This is a genomic window from Pseudomonas sp. PAGU 2196, assembly GCF_022179005.1.
GTDB lineage: Bacteria > Pseudomonadota > Gammaproteobacteria > Pseudomonadales > Pseudomonadaceae > Aquipseudomonas > Aquipseudomonas kermanshahensis.
This window is the reverse complement of sequence record NZ_BNTL01000010.1, coordinates 100,332-116,921: the sequence shown is the minus strand read 5'-3', so window position 1 is coordinate 116,921 and position 16,590 is coordinate 100,332. Positions and strand designations below refer to the sequence as shown.

At 63.5% G+C, this 16,590-nt stretch carries 12 protein-coding genes and 1 pseudogene; 7 read left to right on the top strand and 6 right to left on the bottom strand.

Annotation, left to right across the window (positions count from 1 at the left end):
• Positions 1-24: 24 nt before the first annotated feature.
• The 5 genes from MFF34_RS10300 to MFF34_RS10280 form a co-directional block, all read right to left on the bottom strand.
• On the bottom strand, positions 25-480 hold the full coding sequence (locus MFF34_RS10300; protein ID WP_238213079.1) for a transposase: 456 nt from the start codon (positions 478-480) through the stop codon (positions 25-27).
• A 167-nt stretch (positions 481-647) separates the two neighbouring features.
• Positions 648-2,561, bottom strand: coding sequence for an arginine decarboxylase (gene speA, locus MFF34_RS10295; protein ID WP_238213077.1), 1,914 nt, complete (start codon positions 2,559-2,561; stop codon positions 648-650).
• Positions 2,562-2,714: 153 nt separating this feature from the next.
• Entirely contained in the window at positions 2,715-3,086 is a 372-nt protein-coding gene (locus MFF34_RS10290; protein ID WP_027594956.1) for a translation initiation factor Sui1, read from the bottom strand.
• Positions 3,087-3,372: 286 nt separating this feature from the next.
• A complete protein-coding gene (locus MFF34_RS10285; protein ID WP_099428245.1) occupies positions 3,373-3,909 on the bottom strand; it encodes an NUDIX hydrolase in 537 nt (178 codons plus the stop codon).
• Between the two features lie 2 nt (positions 3,910-3,911).
• Entirely contained in the window at positions 3,912-4,979 is a 1,068-nt protein-coding gene (locus MFF34_RS10280; protein WP_027594954.1) for a DUF2333 family protein, read from the bottom strand.
• Positions 4,980-5,228: 249 nt separating this feature from the next.
• Between MFF34_RS10280 and MFF34_RS10275 the strand changes: the two genes are divergently transcribed.
• From MFF34_RS10275 to accC, 6 genes are all read left to right on the top strand, one after another.
• Positions 5,229-6,587: a diguanylate cyclase gene (locus MFF34_RS10275; protein ID WP_238213075.1), complete on the top strand. Its 1,359-nt coding sequence runs from the start codon at positions 5,229-5,231 to the stop codon at positions 6,585-6,587.
• A 114-nt stretch (positions 6,588-6,701) separates the two neighbouring features.
• Positions 6,702-8,663, top strand: coding sequence for a methyl-accepting chemotaxis protein (locus MFF34_RS10270; RefSeq protein ID WP_238213072.1), 1,962 nt, complete (start codon positions 6,702-6,704; stop codon positions 8,661-8,663).
• 219 nt (positions 8,664-8,882) lie between these two features.
• Positions 8,883-10,661 (top strand): protein-disulfide reductase DsbD, encoded by a 1,779-nt coding sequence (locus MFF34_RS10265; protein ID WP_238213064.1) that lies wholly within the window; start codon positions 8,883-8,885, stop codon positions 10,659-10,661.
• A 179-nt stretch (positions 10,662-10,840) separates the two neighbouring features.
• Positions 10,841-11,293, top strand: a complete 453-nt coding sequence (gene aroQ / locus MFF34_RS10260; RefSeq protein ID WP_008093086.1) for a type II 3-dehydroquinate dehydratase — start codon at positions 10,841-10,843, stop codon at positions 11,291-11,293.
• 100 nt (positions 11,294-11,393) lie between these two features.
• Entirely contained in the window at positions 11,394-11,852 is a 459-nt protein-coding gene (accB, locus tag MFF34_RS10255; protein WP_027594950.1) for an acetyl-CoA carboxylase biotin carboxyl carrier protein, read from the top strand.
• 17 nt (positions 11,853-11,869) lie between these two features.
• Complete coding sequence (gene accC / locus MFF34_RS10250; protein WP_027594949.1) at positions 11,870-13,225, top strand: acetyl-CoA carboxylase biotin carboxylase subunit; 1,356 nt, start codon at positions 11,870-11,872, stop codon at positions 13,223-13,225.
• A 172-nt stretch (positions 13,226-13,397) separates the two neighbouring features.
• Here the strand turns inward: accC and MFF34_RS10245 are convergent, their stop codons facing one another.
• Positions 13,398-15,251, bottom strand: coding sequence for a sigma-54-dependent Fis family transcriptional regulator (locus tag MFF34_RS10245; RefSeq protein WP_238213062.1), 1,854 nt, complete (start codon positions 15,249-15,251; stop codon positions 13,398-13,400).
• Positions 15,252-15,534: 283 nt separating this feature from the next.
• Here MFF34_RS10245 and MFF34_RS10240 point away from each other — a divergent pair.
• Positions 15,535-16,574: pseudogene (locus MFF34_RS10240) on the top strand (ATP-NAD kinase family protein); the annotation flags it as partial.
• Positions 16,575-16,590: the final 16 nt, after the last annotated feature.

Here is a 16,590-nt window from a genome sequence, read left to right as displayed (position 1 = left end):
AGGGCGCAGCCCTCACCTGCTAACTTACAGCCAAACACAATCCCAATGTGGGTACTGCCCTGCACGCGTTACCAGCCCCGCACGAATGGGATTAGCGATGATGTATCGCGCAGCCGCTTTGACATCTTCCTCTTTACGCAATGCGCGATCAAAAAAACCCGGTTGCCAGATATGCAGTCGTTCTGCGCCAGCTCGATACAAAGCACAAGCGCTTTTGGACTTGAACGCACACATCAGCCTTCCCAGGCTGTTGGCCCTTAGCTCGATCAGCCAATGCAGGTGATCTGGCATGAGAATCCATGCCAGCGTTCGACTACTGCCCGCCTCATCACTCAAGCGCAACTGTTGGACGACGGCTCTGGCGAACCAGAGGTTCAGGAACAATGGATAGCGTTTACGGGTGACCGTCGTTAAAAGGTAAAGACGGCCGGGTTCGGATACCCGGCCAACGCGCAAACGGTGGTTGCCTTGACAGTCCATGTCGTTCTCCTTTGAACATTGCATTCAAAGGTAGCAACGGTAGGTCAGTACACTGTGAACGGATCATTTCCGAGTGTGACGTCGGTGAGGGCTTCGCCCTCATTTCGCGACGCAAGGCCGCTCCTACAATGACATCGCGATCCCTGTAGGAGCTGGCTTACAGGCGATTACGAAGACAAGTACGAAGAGCGGGTCAGCCCCAGGCGCAAGGCATCGAGGAACTGCGTCCGCTCACGGGCGGTGATCTTCGCGCTGGCGACCTTGTCGCGGTAGTGAGTCATCAACTCCTCCGGCGACAGGTGGACGTAACGCAGCATGTCTTCGATGGTGTCGTGGGTCTCGATACCGGCGTGGTACACCCTGCCATCGGCATTCTGGTAGATGTTCACCGAGTCGGTATCACCGAACAGGTTGTGCATGTCACCCAGAATCTCTTGGTAGGCGCCAACCAGGAACACGCCCAGCAGGTAGTCCTCGCCCTCATTGAGCGCATGCACTGGCATGCTGGTCTCGATGCTCTGCTCGTCGACGTACTGGTTGATCTTGCCGTCAGAGTCACAGGTCAGGTCTTGCAGCACCGCGCGGCGCATCGGCTCTTCATTCAGACGATGCAGCGGGATGATCGGCAGTACCTGGCCAATGGCCCAGGTATCCGGCAAGCTCTGGAACACCGAGAAGTTGCAGATGTACTTGTCGGCCAGCTTGTCATTGAGCTCGTCCAGCACCTGGCGGTGCGAACGCTGGCGCGCCTTCAGCGAGTTGTGCAGGCGACGGCACACGGCGAAATAGCACTGCTCGGCCAGGGCTTTCTCGGCCAGGCTGATCTTGCCATCGGCGTACTGCGCCGCCACGTCACCCATATAGTGGGTAGCGCGCCAGTAGGTCTCGGTGACCATCTCGATGTCGGTCGGGCCCAGCAGGTCGGCCAGCCACTGCACGGTTTCGGGCAGGGCTTCCTTGTTTTCGATGGTCGGCACGTCGTCGTTGTGTTTTTCGACGTCGGTCACCTGGATCACCAGCATGGCATGGTGCGCGGTCAGCGAACGGCCGCTCTCGGAGAAGATGTGCGGGTGCGGCAGGCCCTGCGCGTCGCAGAACTCCTTGAGCATGCCCACCACCACGCCGGCATAGTCATCCATGTCGTAGTTGATCGAGCTGGCATTGCGCGAGTGAGTACCGTCGTAGTCCACACCCAGGCCACCGCCGACGTCGATATGGTCGACCGGCAGGCCCAGTGCACGCAGCTCGCCATAGTAGCGGATGGCTTCCTTGAAGCCGTGCTGGTAGTCCGCCAGGTTGGCGATCTGCGAACCCATGTGGAAGTGCAACAGGCGGATGCCCTGGTCCAGGCCGGCATCGCGGAAACGCTGCACCACCGAAATCAGCTGCGCAGCCGACAAACCGAACTTGGACTTCTCGCCACCGGTGTCGGCCCACTTGCTCGACGCCAGCGACGACAGGCGCACGCGCAAGCCGACCTGCGGCTTGACCTTGAGCTCGGCGGCCTCCTCGATCACCAGGGCGACCTCGGATTCCTTCTCGATGACGATGAACACGTTGTGGCCCAGCTTCTGGCCCATCAGCGCCAGGCGGATGAACTCACGGTCCTTGTAACCGTTGCAGACGATGGTGCCGCCCTTTGGCGCCAGCGCCAGCACTGCCAGCAGCTCGGGCTTGGAGCCGGCCTCAAGGCCAATCGAGACGTTCTGCGTGGCGATGATGTTTTCCACCACCGCTTCCTGCTGGTTGACCTTGATCGGGTACAGCGCGGTGTACTGGCTCTGGTACTCGAGGCGCGCGATGTTGGCGTCGAAGGCACCGGTCAGCTGGCGTACGCGGTCTTGCAGGATGTCGGGGAAGCGCACCAGCAACGGCAACGACAGGCCGCTCTGGCGCAGTTCGTCGACCTGCTCGAACAGGTCGATCGGCGCGCTATTGGGGCCATTAGGGCGTACTTCGACGCGCCCGGCTTCATTGATGGCGAAATAACCAGCGCCCCAATGGCGGATGCCGTAAACACTGCGGCTGTCGGCCACGGTCCATTGGCTACCATCGTCTTTGCGTGTGCGTCGTACGGACATTCAAGTCCCCTATAGATAAGTCGAAAACACTGCCCCAACGAAAAGGGCCGGCGCAGTGTAGAAGCTGAAAATGACGATTCGTCCGGTTCAGGGGTAGACCCTTCCAACAGGAACGAGTTTAGAAAGCACTGGGCAAAAAAACGCGCGACGGCCTCAGCCGCCCGACTTTTTCGCCTTGAAACCCTGTTTGGTCAGCTCGCCGATCAACAGCTCGACATGGTCGCCCTGAATCTCGATAACCCCGTCCTTCAAGGCGCCACCGGTACCGCAGCGGCGCTTGAGCGTGGTGGCCAGCTCCTTGAGCTGATCGAGGGGCAGCGGCACACCGGTGACGGTGGTCACGGTCTTGCCACCGCGGCCTTTGCTTTCCCGGCGTACGCGGGCAATGCCGTCGCCTTCGGGGATGATTTGCTGCTTGCAGGTGCAGGCATCCACCGGCTGGCTACAGTCAGGGCAGTGCCGACCGGCATCGGTGGAGAACACGAGACCGCCAAGGGCGGAAAAGGAAGAAGCTTTCTTGGCCACTTTTGTTCCTCTGTGCTGAGGACAAAAACTGGTCGGCGGGAGCCGACCGCGAAGCCCCACTCTGGCAGGGGCGGCGCTACTGCCGCAAGATCCTGCGACAGCCCGAAAAGGGCGCGCAGTGTAACGATAAATCAGGGGATTGCTAAGTACTGGAATGCGCCATTTTGCGAATGTTTTGCGACCCTTCGCGGGCAAGCCCGCTCCTACAGGTACTGCACCGTTCTTAAAGGCCCCGGTAAACCTGTGGGAGCGGACTTGCCCGCGAATAGGCTGCAACGCCTTGCAACTAGGGCAAGCTGGCTTTGTACCGCTGCAACGCCGCCAACGAGTCCGGGCAATACGGCTTGGTGTGGCTTTCTTCTTCCGCCTGCGCCAGGCTGATGAACCGCGCCTCGCTCACCTCTTCCGGCTGCAAGCGCAACGGTGCATCGGACACCGCCGAATACACCGCACACCACAAGCGGTTATCAGGTTGGTCGAAGTAGAACCGTTCATGAAAGCGCAACGCGACGCCGTCGATACCCAGTTCTTCGGCCAACTCCCGCGCAGCCGACTCGGCGTAGCCCTCGCCCGCCGTCACCATGCCGCCCGCCGCCACATCCCAAAAGCCTGGGTACAGCGCCTTGCTCAAGGTACGCCGGTGCACGCACAACTCCCCGGCGCTATTGAACAGCAAGATGAACGTGCAACGGCCAATCAGCCCGCGCTCGCGCAATTCTGCCCGGGGCAAGGCGCCGAGCACCTGGTCGGCTTCGTCGACCCAGGCAACCAGCTCACGGTCGGAAGCCGCCCGATGGGCGGCTTCCTGGGTGCTGATGGCCACGATCAACCCTGCGACAGCAGCTGACGCAGGTCGATGACCGCAGCGTTGGCCCGGGAGATGTAGTTGGCCATGACCAGCGAGTGGTTGGCCCACATGCCGAAGCCGCTGCCATTGAGCACCATCGGGCTCCACAGCGCTTCCTGCGAGGCTTCCAGCTCACGGATGATCTGGCGCACGCTGACCGTGGCATTCTTTTTCGCCAGCACATCGGCGAAGTCGACCTCGATGGCGCGCAGCAGGTGCGACAGCGCCCAGGCCTGGCCACGGGCTTCGTAGAACACGTTGTCGATCTGCAGCCATGGGGTTTCGACCAGCTCTTCGTCAACCTGCGGTGCCTGGCCAGGTTGTACCGACTCGGTCTTCAGGGTGGTGTTGAGCTTGACCCGGCCAACGCTGGCCGACAGGCGCTGCGACAGCGAACCCAGGCGGGTAGCCACATCGCCCAGCCAGTTGTTCAGGTTGTCGGCACGGGTGTAGAAGATCGCGCCCTTGTCGCCAGCGGCCAGACGGGTCTGGTAGCGGTTCAGCGACTTGATGCCTTCTTCGAACTCAGACTCGCTCGACGGCAAAATCCAGCTCTTGTTGTCGAAGTTGAAGCGCGGCTCGGCCTTGGCCAGGTCGGCGTCTTCAGTGGACTGCGACTGCGAGCGGGCGAAGTCTTTGCGCAACGCGCGGGACAAATCGCGGACCTGGACCAGCACGCCGTATTCCCAGCTCGGCATGTTGTCCATCCACAGCCCCGGCGGGAAGCGGTCGTTGGAAATGTAACCGCCCGGCTTGTTCAGCAAGGTACCGGCGACGGTCTTGAGGGTTTCGATGGTGGTATAGCCGATGACCATCTGCTGGCCATTACGCTCGGCCGCAGCCTGGGCGTTCTGCTGCACCGGGAACAGCTCCGGCTCCTGGCTCCAGTACCAGCCCAAGCCGATACAGACCAGCAGATACAGGCCGATCAGGGTACCCAGGGCACGGCTCCAGAGGCCGCCCAGGTAGCTACGGGCGGCGGCGCCACGGCCATCAACACGCTCGCGGGGTTCGGCTTTGGCCTCGCGGTTTTTCCAGTCCAGCATGGCATTGTCCTTAATCAGTCAAGACGGTTCAGAGGCTTGGACCCCAGGCCTTCGCCAGGGTGCCACGGCAAGCCCGCATCGCTGCACTATAAAGCAGACACTGCCGTACGCATAAGCGACCAGCGGGTCAGTAACTGAATATTCGTTCTAAACGCTTTGTTGATGGAGGGCACTCACCCAACGGAAAAGAGCTGCTAGCATAGAGCCATCATCGCACCTGCACACCACCCACCCAAAAGTAGCCAGGACATGAGCCAAGCAGTCGATCCGAGCCACCAGTGCCCCGCCCAGCCTCTGTCGCGTACCGGCCTGCGCAAGGATGACCCGCTCAACCCGGTGCCCCTGCCGCCCCTGCGCAAGCCTGTGTACATCCTCTTGCAGGACCACGAGCGCGCCCAACGCCTGGCCCAGCAGTTGGAGTTTTTCGGCCTCGGTGTGCAGGCCTTGTTCAGTGCGGATGCGTTTCGGGCTTCGCTCAATGAATGCCCGCCTGCGGCGGTGGTGATGGATGTCGACTTCACCGGCAGCGGCCAGGGCCTGCGCTTGGCTGCCCAAGCTCAGCAAGGTGTGCCGCAAACGATTCCGCTGCTGTTCTTCAGCCACCACGAAACCGATACCCCGACCCGCCTTGCCGCCGTGCGCGCTGGCGGCAAAGAGTTTCTGACCGGCACCCTGGAAGCCTCCAGCCTGCTGGAAAAGGTCGAGCTGCTTACCAGCACTACCCCGCTCGACCCGCTGCGGGTGTTGATCATCGACGATTCGCGCACCCAGGCCCTGCACACCGAACGGGTGTTGAGCAGCGCGGGCATGATCACCCGCAGCCTGACCGACCCGATCCGCACCATGGCGGAACTGGCCGACTTCCAGCCGGACCTGATCATCCTCGACCTGTACATGCCCGCCTGTACCGGCCCGGAGCTGGCCAAGGTAATCCGCCACAACGACCGCTATGTCAGCGTGCCAATCATTTACCTGTCGGCCGAGGACGACCTCGACAAGCAGCTCGACGCCATGAGCGAAGGTGGCGATGACTTCCTGACCAAGCCGTTCCGTTCGCGCCACCTGATAACCACCGTGCGCAACCGCGCCGCCCGCGCCCGCCACCTCAAGGCACGCATGGTGCGCGACAGCCTCACCGGGCTGTACAACCACACCCATATCCTGCAACTACTCGAAGATTGCAGCTTCCGCGCCCGGCGCGAGCAGCAGCCTTTGAGCTTCGCCATGCTCGACATCGACCGTTTCAAGAAGATCAACGACCGCCATGGCCATCCCATGGGCGACCGGGTGATCAAGAGCCTGGCACTGTTCCTCAAGCAACGGCTGCGCAAGACCGACTTCATCGGGCGTTACGGCGGCGAAGAGTTCGCCATCGTCATGCCCAACACCGCCCTGGATGCCGCGCACAAGGTATTGGACGAAATCCGCCGGCGTTTTGCCGAGATCCTCTATCCGGCGCAGCCACGGGACCTGAACTGCACGTTCAGCGCGGGGGTGGTGCAACTGGACGATGAGCTGGATGCGCTGACCATGGCCAGTGCAGCGGACGAGGCGTTGTACCGGGCCAAGCACGCGGGGCGTAACTGCGTGGTTCGGGTGGAGCCCTAACAAGGCAAAGTGCCATCTTTTTTTACATCAGGACATAGACGTCATCACTGCGTAACAAAATCGCAATAACTTCAGGCGCTTACCTCTCCCACTCCCCGCAGGAAGTTCGCGGCTATGCGCCTGAAGTGGCTGACCAATTTCAACACCCTGTTGCTGGTAACCGTCTGTATCGCCCTGGCCGTGACCTTGTGGTGGTCACAGCGTGCCCTGGAGCGCCCCTATCAGATGATGGAGCGCTACCTGAGCCTGTCCCAACAGTTCCAGAACCAGGCAGCGCACAACATCCAGGCCTACCTGGCCAGTGGTGATGCCTTGCGCCATGCCGCTGCCATGGAGGCCAACCAGCAGTTGCAGGCGGCATTGGCCGAATGGCCCGACGCGCTGGCCGACAAACTGCACCCCAGCCTCGACAGCCTGCAGGCCTTTACTGCCGAAGAACTGCTGGCGGCCGGCAAGCTGGCCGGCGACCCGCAAGCGCTGTTACTGCAAGCCGAGCGCGAACTGGGGGCCAACTTCGAACAACTGGCCAATTACGCCCGTGACAGCGGCAGCGCCGAGGCCAACCGCTATCTGCTGCCTTTGCTCGACGCCACCGTGCACCTGGGCCGCCTGTCGCTGGCCCGGGACAAACTGGTCAGCAGCGGCCGCCCTGAACTGGCCGACGAAGTGGAGCGCGAGCTGCAACTGATCCGCGCCCAGGCCCAGGCCATCGACAGCTTGCCGCTGCTAGGTGTTACCCGTGCAGCCGAGTCCAATGCCGATGATTTCGCCGCCCTGATGGGCCTGGAAACCCAAACCAGCGCACAGCAGGAAGACATTGCCGTCGCCCTCAAGCGCGAACTGCAAAGCCTGCTCACGCGCTACCCGGCCGAACTGCAACGCACCCGCGAGCAAATCGAGCGCCGCGCCGCCCTGGCCGCCAGCACAGGCCAACGCCTTGAAGCGGTGCAGCAGGCCATCGCCGGCCTGGAGCCTGAAGTCCGCGGGCTGCACGCCAAGATCGCCGCCGAAGTGCGTATCAGCCAAGGCCTGATGATCGGCCTGATCTTGCTGATCGCGCTGCTCATCGACACCCTGCAGCGGCGCTTGGCGCGTACGTTGACCAGCCTGGCACCGGCCCTGTCGCACTGGGCCGAGGGCGACTTCGCAAAGCCGATCGCCCTGGGCAAGACCAACCGCGAGCTGCACGACATCCAGGAATCGCTCAATCGCCTGCGCCACTACCTGGTGGAACTGGTCGGCACCATCCGCCACAACGCCGAGCAGGTGGCCGGCAGCAGCCATGCCCTGGCCGGTATGAGCGCCGCCCTGCACGACGGTGCCGAGCGCCAGGCGGGCGACACCGGGCAGATTCGCGACGCGCTGGGTGAACTGGAAGCGACCATCCAGCAAGTGGCCGGCGATGCCAGCGCGGCTGCCAACGCCAGCCGCGATGCCGGCCGGGCGGTGGAGCACGGTCAGGCGGTGATTGGCCAGAGCTTGTCGGGGTTACGCGAACTGGTGGACGAAGTGCAGGGTAACGCCCGCATGATCGAACAACTGGCTGAAGAGTCCGCCACCATTGGCGGCGTATTGACGGTGATTCGCTCGATTGCCGAGCAGACCAACCTGTTGGCCCTCAACGCCGCGATCGAAGCTGCCCGCGCGGGCGAAATGGGCCGTGGCTTTGCCGTGGTGGCTGACGAAGTGCGCTCCCTGGCGCAGCGCACCACAGGCGCCACCGGCGAGATCCAGACACTGATCGACCGCTTGCAACAAGCCGCCAGAGGCTCGGTGGCGGGCATGCGGGCACAGTTGGAACATGCCGAAGCCACCGCCGACCAGGCCCAGGCCGCAGATGGCGCGCTGGACGAGATTGTCCGCGCCATCCGTACCATTGCCGATACGGCGGTGCGGATTGCCGATGTCACGGCCCAACAGAGCGGTGCGGTGAGCGAGATTCGTGACCATAGCGAGCGGATTCATGAGCTGGGCGAGGACAATTTGCAGCGCATTGGCGAGGGGCGTGAGCAAGGGGAGCAATTGCTGAGCCTGGGCAGCGAGCTGAGCACGGCGGTGCGGGCGTTCAGGGTGTGAGCGTTTGTCTGTACCGGCCCTTTCGCGGGGCAAGCCCGCTCCCACAGGGTGACCTCTGCACTTGAAGTTGGCGTGAACTTGTGGGAGCGGGCTTGCCCCGCGAAAGGGCCGGTACAGGCGAATCAGCCATCGGCCATGTGTCGTTCCCCCGGTCGACACACGCCAAATCAAGACCAACTCCGCTATCATGCCCAGCACGTTCCACCTCGCGAGTCCGCCATGCGCCGCCTGTTTCTCCTGCTGTTCCTGCTGCTGGCCAGCCCTGCCTTCGCCACGGGCCTGCTCGACAACCGCCCCAGCGCCACCCTCGGCGCCGCTTCGCTGTCCAACGCTGCCGATTTCCTGCCCGTGCACGAAGCGTTCAAGCTCAGCCTGATCCAGGCCGATGCCCAGAGCATCAAGCTGCGTTTCGTCGCTACCGACGGCTACTACCTCTACCGCCACCGCTTCAATTTCCGCACAGAGCCGGCCGACGTGGCCGTGGGCACGCCCAACATCCCCAAAGGCGAAGCCAAGCACGATGAGTTCTTCGGTGACGTCGAGGTGTACCACGGCGTGCTCGACATCGAGCTGCCCCGCACCGACCCTCGCGCGTTCACCCTGCTGGTGGGCTACCAGGGCTGCGCCGACAAGGGCCTGTGCTACCCCCCGGAAACCGCGCGCCTGAGCATCGACGGCGAAGGTGGCACCCCCAGCGCTGCACCGGCCACAGGTGAACAGGCCTGGAGCTGGAAGTCCCTGTTGCTGTTCTTCCTCGCCGGCGTCGGCCTGACCTTCACCCCTTGCGTGCTGCCGATGCTACCCATCCTTTCGGGCGTGGTGCTGCGTGGCCAGGCTAACGGCTTGCGCGGCCTCGCGCTGTCGCTTGCTTACGTGGTATCGATGGCCGCCAGCTTCGCCGTGCTGGGCGCGCTGATGGGCTTGTTCGGCGCGGGCTTGAACCTGCAGGCACGGCTGCAGTCGGCCTGGGTGCTGGTGCCTTTCGCGTTGTTCTTCGTGGTGTTCGCCTTGGCCATGTTCGGCCTGTTCGAATTGAAGCTGCCGCAGGCCTTGAACAATCGCCTGGACTCGCTCGCCCACCGCACCAAAGGTGGCTCGCTAGTCGGCGCGGCAGTGCTGGGCGTGCTTTCCAGTTTGCTGGTGTCGCCCTGCGTGTCGGCGCCACTGGCCGGTGCCCTGCTTTATATCAGCGCCAGCGGCGATGCCCTGGGGGGTGCGCTTAAGCTGTTCGCCCTCGGCCTGGGCATGGGGGCGCCGTTGCTGCTGGTGGCCACCGGTGGCGCAGCCTGGTTGCCAAAGAGCGGCCCTTGGCTGAACACGGTGAAAAACGCCATCGGTGTGCTGTTGCTGGGGCTGGCCATCGGCTTACTCAGCCGCGTGCTGCCTGGCCAGGTGACGTTGCTGCTGGTCGGCTTCCTGGCTGCCGGCGTGGCGCTGTTCCTCGGTGCCCTGGAATTCGTCATCAAAACCCCGCGCCAGCGCCTGGCGCAATTGCTCGGCCTGGCATTGCTGGTCTATGCCCTGGCCTGCTGGTACGGGGCACTGAACGGCCAGGGCGACCCCCTGCGCCCCTTGCCTGCCCCCGCCGTGGCCACGGGCAGCGCCAGCCCGGCCGTCAAGGCCGATGCCTGGCAGACCCTCACCACCCCCGCCGCGCTCGACGCGGCACTGGCCCAGGCCAAGGCCGCGGGCCAGCCGGTGTTGCTGGACTGGTACGCCGACTGGTGCATCAGCTGCAAGGTGATCGAGCACGAAGTGCTCACTGCGCCGCAGGTGCAATCGCAGCTGAGCGCCTTCAAATTGCTGCGTTTCGACATCACCGAGAGCAACGCCGAGCAACGCACGCTGCTCGACCGCTACCAGCTGTTCGGCCCGCCTGCGCTGCTGTTCTTTGCGGCGAACGGCAGCGAAATGACCGCTGATCGAGTCATAGGCGAGATAAACGCCGGCGATTTCGCCGAGGTTCTGACGCGCGTGCGCGGCAAACTCGGTCTATAACTTCCGGCGAGCTACGAAAAATCCTCGAGACAGTGACCAGATTTAATTATCCGGTCACATACTTCGCGCGAATCTCGGACATCGTGCTGGCTATTGCCGGGAACTGGACACTTGCCGTCGCTTTACGGCACACTCGCCGCGCTGTGTCGAATTGCCCTACAAATCCAAGGAATCCGCAGATGGCTACGCTACTGGTGCTTCACGGCCCCAACCTCAACCTGCTCGGGACCCGCGAGCCGGGCCACTACGGCGCCGTGACCCTGGCCCAGATCAACCAGGACCTGGAGCAACGTGCCCGCGCCGCGGGCCACCATCTGCAGTACCTGCAGAGCAATGCCGAATACGAACTGATCGACCGCATTCACGCCGCACGCAACGAGGGTGTGGACTTCATCCTGATCAATCCGGCTGCTTTCACCCACACAAGTGTCGCATTACGTGACGCATTGCTTGCGGTGAGCATCCCATTCATCGAAGTGCACCTGTCCAACGTGCACAAACGCGAACCGTTCCGTCACCACTCCTACTTTTCCGATGTGGCCGTAGGGGTGATTTGCGGCCTGGGCGCCAGCGGTTATCGCCTGGCCCTGGAGTCCGCGCTGGAACAACTGGCTGCCAACGCACAGCCCTGATGACAGAGACCCTGGCCTAAGTGGGCCGGGGTTTGAGAGAAACGTTTTAGACACGTTTTCAATTACGCCCCCTGACCGAACCTTTGGGAGTTGATGATTAATGGATATCCGTAAAGTCAAGAAACTGATCGAACTGCTGGAAGAGTCTGGCATCGACGAACTGGAGATCAAGGAAGGCGAAGAGTCGGTCCGTATCAGCCGTCACAGCAAGACCCCAGCTGCCCAGCAGTTCTACGCACCGGCCCCAATGGCTGCTGCCCCTGTAGCTGCCCCGGCTGCCGCTGCTGCTGCCCCTGTCGCCGAAGCTGCTGCCCCGGCGCTGAAAGGCACCGTGGTTCGCTCGCCAATGGTCGGTACCTTCTACCGCAAGCCATCGCCGACCTCGCCTAACTTCGCTGAAGTTGGCCAGTCGGTGAAAAAAGGCGACACCCTGTGCATCGTCGAAGCGATGAAGATGATGAACCACATCGAAGCCGAGATCGGCGGTGTCATCGACGCCATCCTGGTAGAAGACGGCCAGCCGGTTGAGTTCGACCAGCCGCTGTTCACCATCGTTTGAACCGCGGAGAGCCAACGATGTCTGCGAAGCTCGAAAAAGTCCTGATCGCCAACCGCGGGGAAATTGCCCTGCGGATCCTGCGTGCCTGCAAAGAGCTGGGCATCAAGACCGTCGCCGTGCACTCCACGGCTGACCGCGAACTGATGCACCTGGGCCTGGCAGACGAGTCGGTCTGCATCGGTCCCGCGTCATCCAAGGATTCGTACCTGCACATCCCGGCGATCATCGCTGCCGCCGAAGTGACTGGCGCCACCGCGATCCACCCGGGCTACGGCTTCCTGGCCGAAAACGCCGACTTTGCCGAGCAGGTAGAGAAATCCGGTTTCGCCTTCATCGGCCCGAAAGCCGACACCATTCGCCTGATGGGCGACAAGGTTTCGGCCAAGGACGCGATGATCAAGTCGGGCGTACCGACCGTACCAGGCTCTGACGGCCCACTGCCGGAAGACGAAGAAGTCGCCCTGGCGATCGCCCGTGACGTCGGCTACCCGGTGATCATCAAGGCCGCCGGTGGCGGTGGTGGTCGCGGTATGCGTGTGGTGCACAAGGAAGAGGACCTGATCTCCTCGGCCAAGCTGACCCGTACCGAAGCCGGTGCTGCGTTCGGCAACCCGATGGTCTACCTGGAGAAGTTCCTGACCAACCCACGCCACGTGGAAGTTCAGGTACTGTCCGACGGCCAAGGCAACGCTATCCACCTGGGCGACCGTGACTGCTCGCTGCAGCGCCGTCACCAGAAGGTTCTGGAAGAAGCGCCAGCGCCGGGCATCGACGAGAAGGCCCGTCAGGAAGTCTTCAAGCGTTGCGTCGATGCGTGCATCGAAATCGGCTACCGCGGTGCAGGTACTTTCGAGTTCCTGTACGAGAACGGCAGCTTCTACTTCATCGAGATGAACACCCGCGTACAGGTTGAGCATCCGGTGTCGGAAATGGTCACTGGCATCGACATCGTCAAGGAGATGCTGAGCATCGCCGCTGGCAACAAGCTGTCGTTCCGCCAGGAAGACGTGGTGATTCGTGGTCACTCGCTGGAGTGCCGGATCAACGCTGAAGACCCGAAGAAGTTCATCCCGAGCCCAGGCAAGGTCAAGCACTTCCACGCCCCAGGTGGCAACGGCGTTCGCGTCGATTCGCACCTGTACAGCGGTTATTCGGTTCCGCCGAACTACGACTCGCTGATCGGCAAGCTGATCACCTACGGCAAGGACCGCGAAGAAGCCATGGCGCGCATGCGCAATGCTCTGGACGAGATCGTCGTCGACGGCATCAAGACCAACATCCCACTGCACCGCGACCTGGTGCGTGATGAAGGTTTCTGCAAAGGCGGCGTCAACATTCACTACCTCGAGCACAAACTGGCCAGCCAGGAGTGATCGTGTAGTGTGATGTACCAAAACCCCGGACCTGTTCCGGGGTTTTTTTATGGGCTTTAGGGATAGGTGGTGCTGGCAGGTGCATGCCTTGAGGGGGGTGTTGCCGGTGAGATCGAGCGCCGCGCGGGCGGCGCTCGGCCTCACAGGCGCTGAAAATCCTGAGACGAACCCATCACCCTTTCATTCTAGGCATCTCGATCCGGTGCTCATGCACCCGCCGATACAGCGTCGCCCGCGATATCCCCAACGCCCGCGCCGCATCAGCCGGCTTCCAGCGGTGCCGGATCAGCGCATCCAGCAACAGTTGCCGAGCCGGGCTGCTGGCATCCACCTCAGCAGACGCCACGGCATCGCCGCGCACCTCCTGCGGCAAATCCTCAAGCCGCACCCACCCGCCCTCACTCACCGCACAGGCATAACGCAACACCTGCCGCAGTTGGCGCAGGTTCCCTGGCCAACGGTAAAGCAGCAGCGCCTGCAATGCATCGTCCGCCAACACCACCTCTACCCCACAAACTTCGGCTTCTTCGGCTAACAGCTGATGAATCAAACCCAGCCGATCCTCCCGCTCACGCAACGGCGGCAGCGCGAACCGGGCGTTGGCCAGGCGGAAGTACAGGTCCTCACGAAAACGCCCATCCGCCACCATTGCCGCCAGGTCTCGGTGTGTCGCACAGATCACCTGGATGTCCACCCGCTCACGCCGCGCCGCGCCCAAGGGCGCCACTTCGCCCTCCGCCAGCACGCGCAGCAGCCGGGTTTGCAGGTTCAGTGGCATGTCGCCGATTTCGTCGAGAAACAGGGTGCCGCCATCAGCTTGCTGTAAAAGCCCTTGCATACCTTTGCTGGAGGCGCCGGTGAAGGCCCCGGCTACATAGCCGAACAGCTCGCTCTCGATCAGGCTCTCAGGGATGGCCGCACAGTTCAGCGTGACGAAAGGCCCCTCGCGCCGCTGGCTTTGCCGGTGCAACTGGCGGGCGAAAACCTCTTTGCCCGAGCCCGTTTCGCCTTGCACCAGCACCGCCAGGCTACAGTCCTTGACCCGCGTGGCCAGGCGCAGGTGCTGCTCGATGCGCGCGTCCTGTGCCTGGCGCAAAGGCTGCGGGCGCGGGCGCCGTTGCGGTGCGCTGACGCGGCCATACAGTTCGCCCCAGCCTGGCAAGCGCTGGGCCGAGGCCTCGTTACTGCAGCGCAGCTGGCCCAGGTCGAACAGCTCGCCGATGTGCTCAGGCAAGCGGCCTAGGCGCTCCACCAGGCGCTGCCGGGCCAGGCTGTTGATTGCCTGCAGGCGGCCATCGGCATCCCAGGCCAGCAGGTAGTCGGGCTGGCTTTCGACATAGCCCGGCGTGCCATGCGCGCGCATCACCCAATGGCCCTGGGCACTGTGCATGAAGAAGGCGTTTTCTATCTCGCGCGCGGTCTGCTCGACCAACTGCCGAATCAGGTGCTGGCTGCGGCGGTCGTCTGGGGATCGCAAGGCCGAGACATCCACCACGCCCAGCAGCTCGCCCAGTGGGTCGAATACCGGTGCCGCCGTGCAGGTCAGGCCGATGAAGGCGGCGCGAAAATGATCGCGCTTGTGCACCGTGACCGGCGCCTTGCTGGTCAGCACCGCCGCCACCCCGCAGGTGCCCTCCTCGCCTTCCGACCAGCAGGTGCCCAGGTACAACCCGGCCTTGCGGCAGTCATTGCGGATGGAGGACTCGACCCGGTAATCGATGGTCTGCCCCTGGGCATCGGTGAGCAGCACGCAATAGTCGGCGCCGCGGACCTGCTCATGCAGCCGTGCCACGGCGTCGCCGGCGATGCGCAGAAACAGCTCGGCACGTTCGCGGCATTCGTTGAGCAGGCTTTGCGAAAGGATACGTGGGCCCTGCTGGGAGCCTGGGTCGAGGCGATACAGGTGCATGGAGCGGCGCCAGGAGTCGAGGATCAGCGGCGGCACCGGTGCCTGTGGCAGGCGGTCGGCGTTTTTCAGCACCCGGCTGACGCAGTCGACATGGGCTCGGGAGTTCGCGGCAAGCATTCAGGCCCTCCGGTTCTCATTGCTGTTTTTATCGTTGTGCGGCCATTAAGCGCTTCCAGGCATGCCCCGACAAGCACTGTGTGAATACCGGCTCGCTTGAGACGCAGCGTCTCAGCGTCTCGGCAAACGCCGCCGCAGCCTGGCACCCCGCGTCTCGTCGAGCATGCTGGGCGCACGCCCTTTCCTACGCACAGACCGCTCTGGCACAGCCACTTCAGGCAGATGAAACAAAGCTGGCACCTCCCTTGCTCTGTCCCTGACAAACAAGAATACGAGGTGCGCCATGCCGCAACCCACCCCGACTGTCGGGATCATTGCCAACCCTGCCTCCGGCCGCGACCTGCGCCGCCTGACCGCCAGTGCCGGGCTCTATTCGAGCACCGACAAGGCGTCGGCGATCCAGCGGCTGTTGGCCGCCTTCGGTGCCACCGGCATCGGCCGGGTGCTGCTGCCGACCGACATGACCGGCATCGCCGCCGCCGTGCTCAAGGCCAGCCAAGGCCCCGCTGCCCGCGACCAGCACTGGCCGAATATCGAGGTGCACGACCTGCCATTGACCCAGACCGTTGCCGATACCCGCCTGGCCACCCGACGCATGGTCGGCCAAGGCGTGGCGATGATCGCGGTCCTCGGCGGCGACGGCACCCACAAGGCAGTGGCAGCAGAAGCCGGTGACATCCCACTGCTGACCTTGTCCACCGGCACCAACAATGCCTTCCCGGAATTACGCGAAGCCACCAGCGCCGGCCTGGCGGGCGGCTTGCTCGCCAGCGGCCGCGTGCCCGCCAGCATCGGCCTGCGCCGCAACAAGCGCTTGCGGGTGAAGGTGCCCGAGCAGCAGTTGGACGAGTGGGCACTGGTGGAAGTCGCCGTTTCGCCCCAGCGTTTCATCGGCGCCCGCGCCCTGAGCCGCAGCGAAGACCTCAGCGAGGTGTTCGCCTGCTTCGCCGAACCCCATGCCATTGGCCTGTCCGCCCTGTGCGGCTTGTGGTGCCCGGTGTCACGCCAGGACCCGCACGGCGCCTGGGTGCGCCTGAACCCCGGCGCCGAGCAGGCCCTGCTGGCGCCCCTGGCGCCTGGCCTGCTGCAAGGCTGCGGCATCACCGCCAGCGGCGTGCTGACGCCGGGCGTCGCCCATCGCCTGAGCCTAAGCAGCGGCACCCTGGCCCTGGATGGCGAACGCGAGATCGAATTCGCCGAGCACGACACCCCCACCATCACCCTGGACCACCAAGGCCCGCTCACCGTGGACGTCGAGGCCGTGCTGGCCCACGCCGCCCGCCATCACCTGCTGGCCGTGCCGCGCGGCCACCGGCTACACCCTGCAACCGCGTGTTGA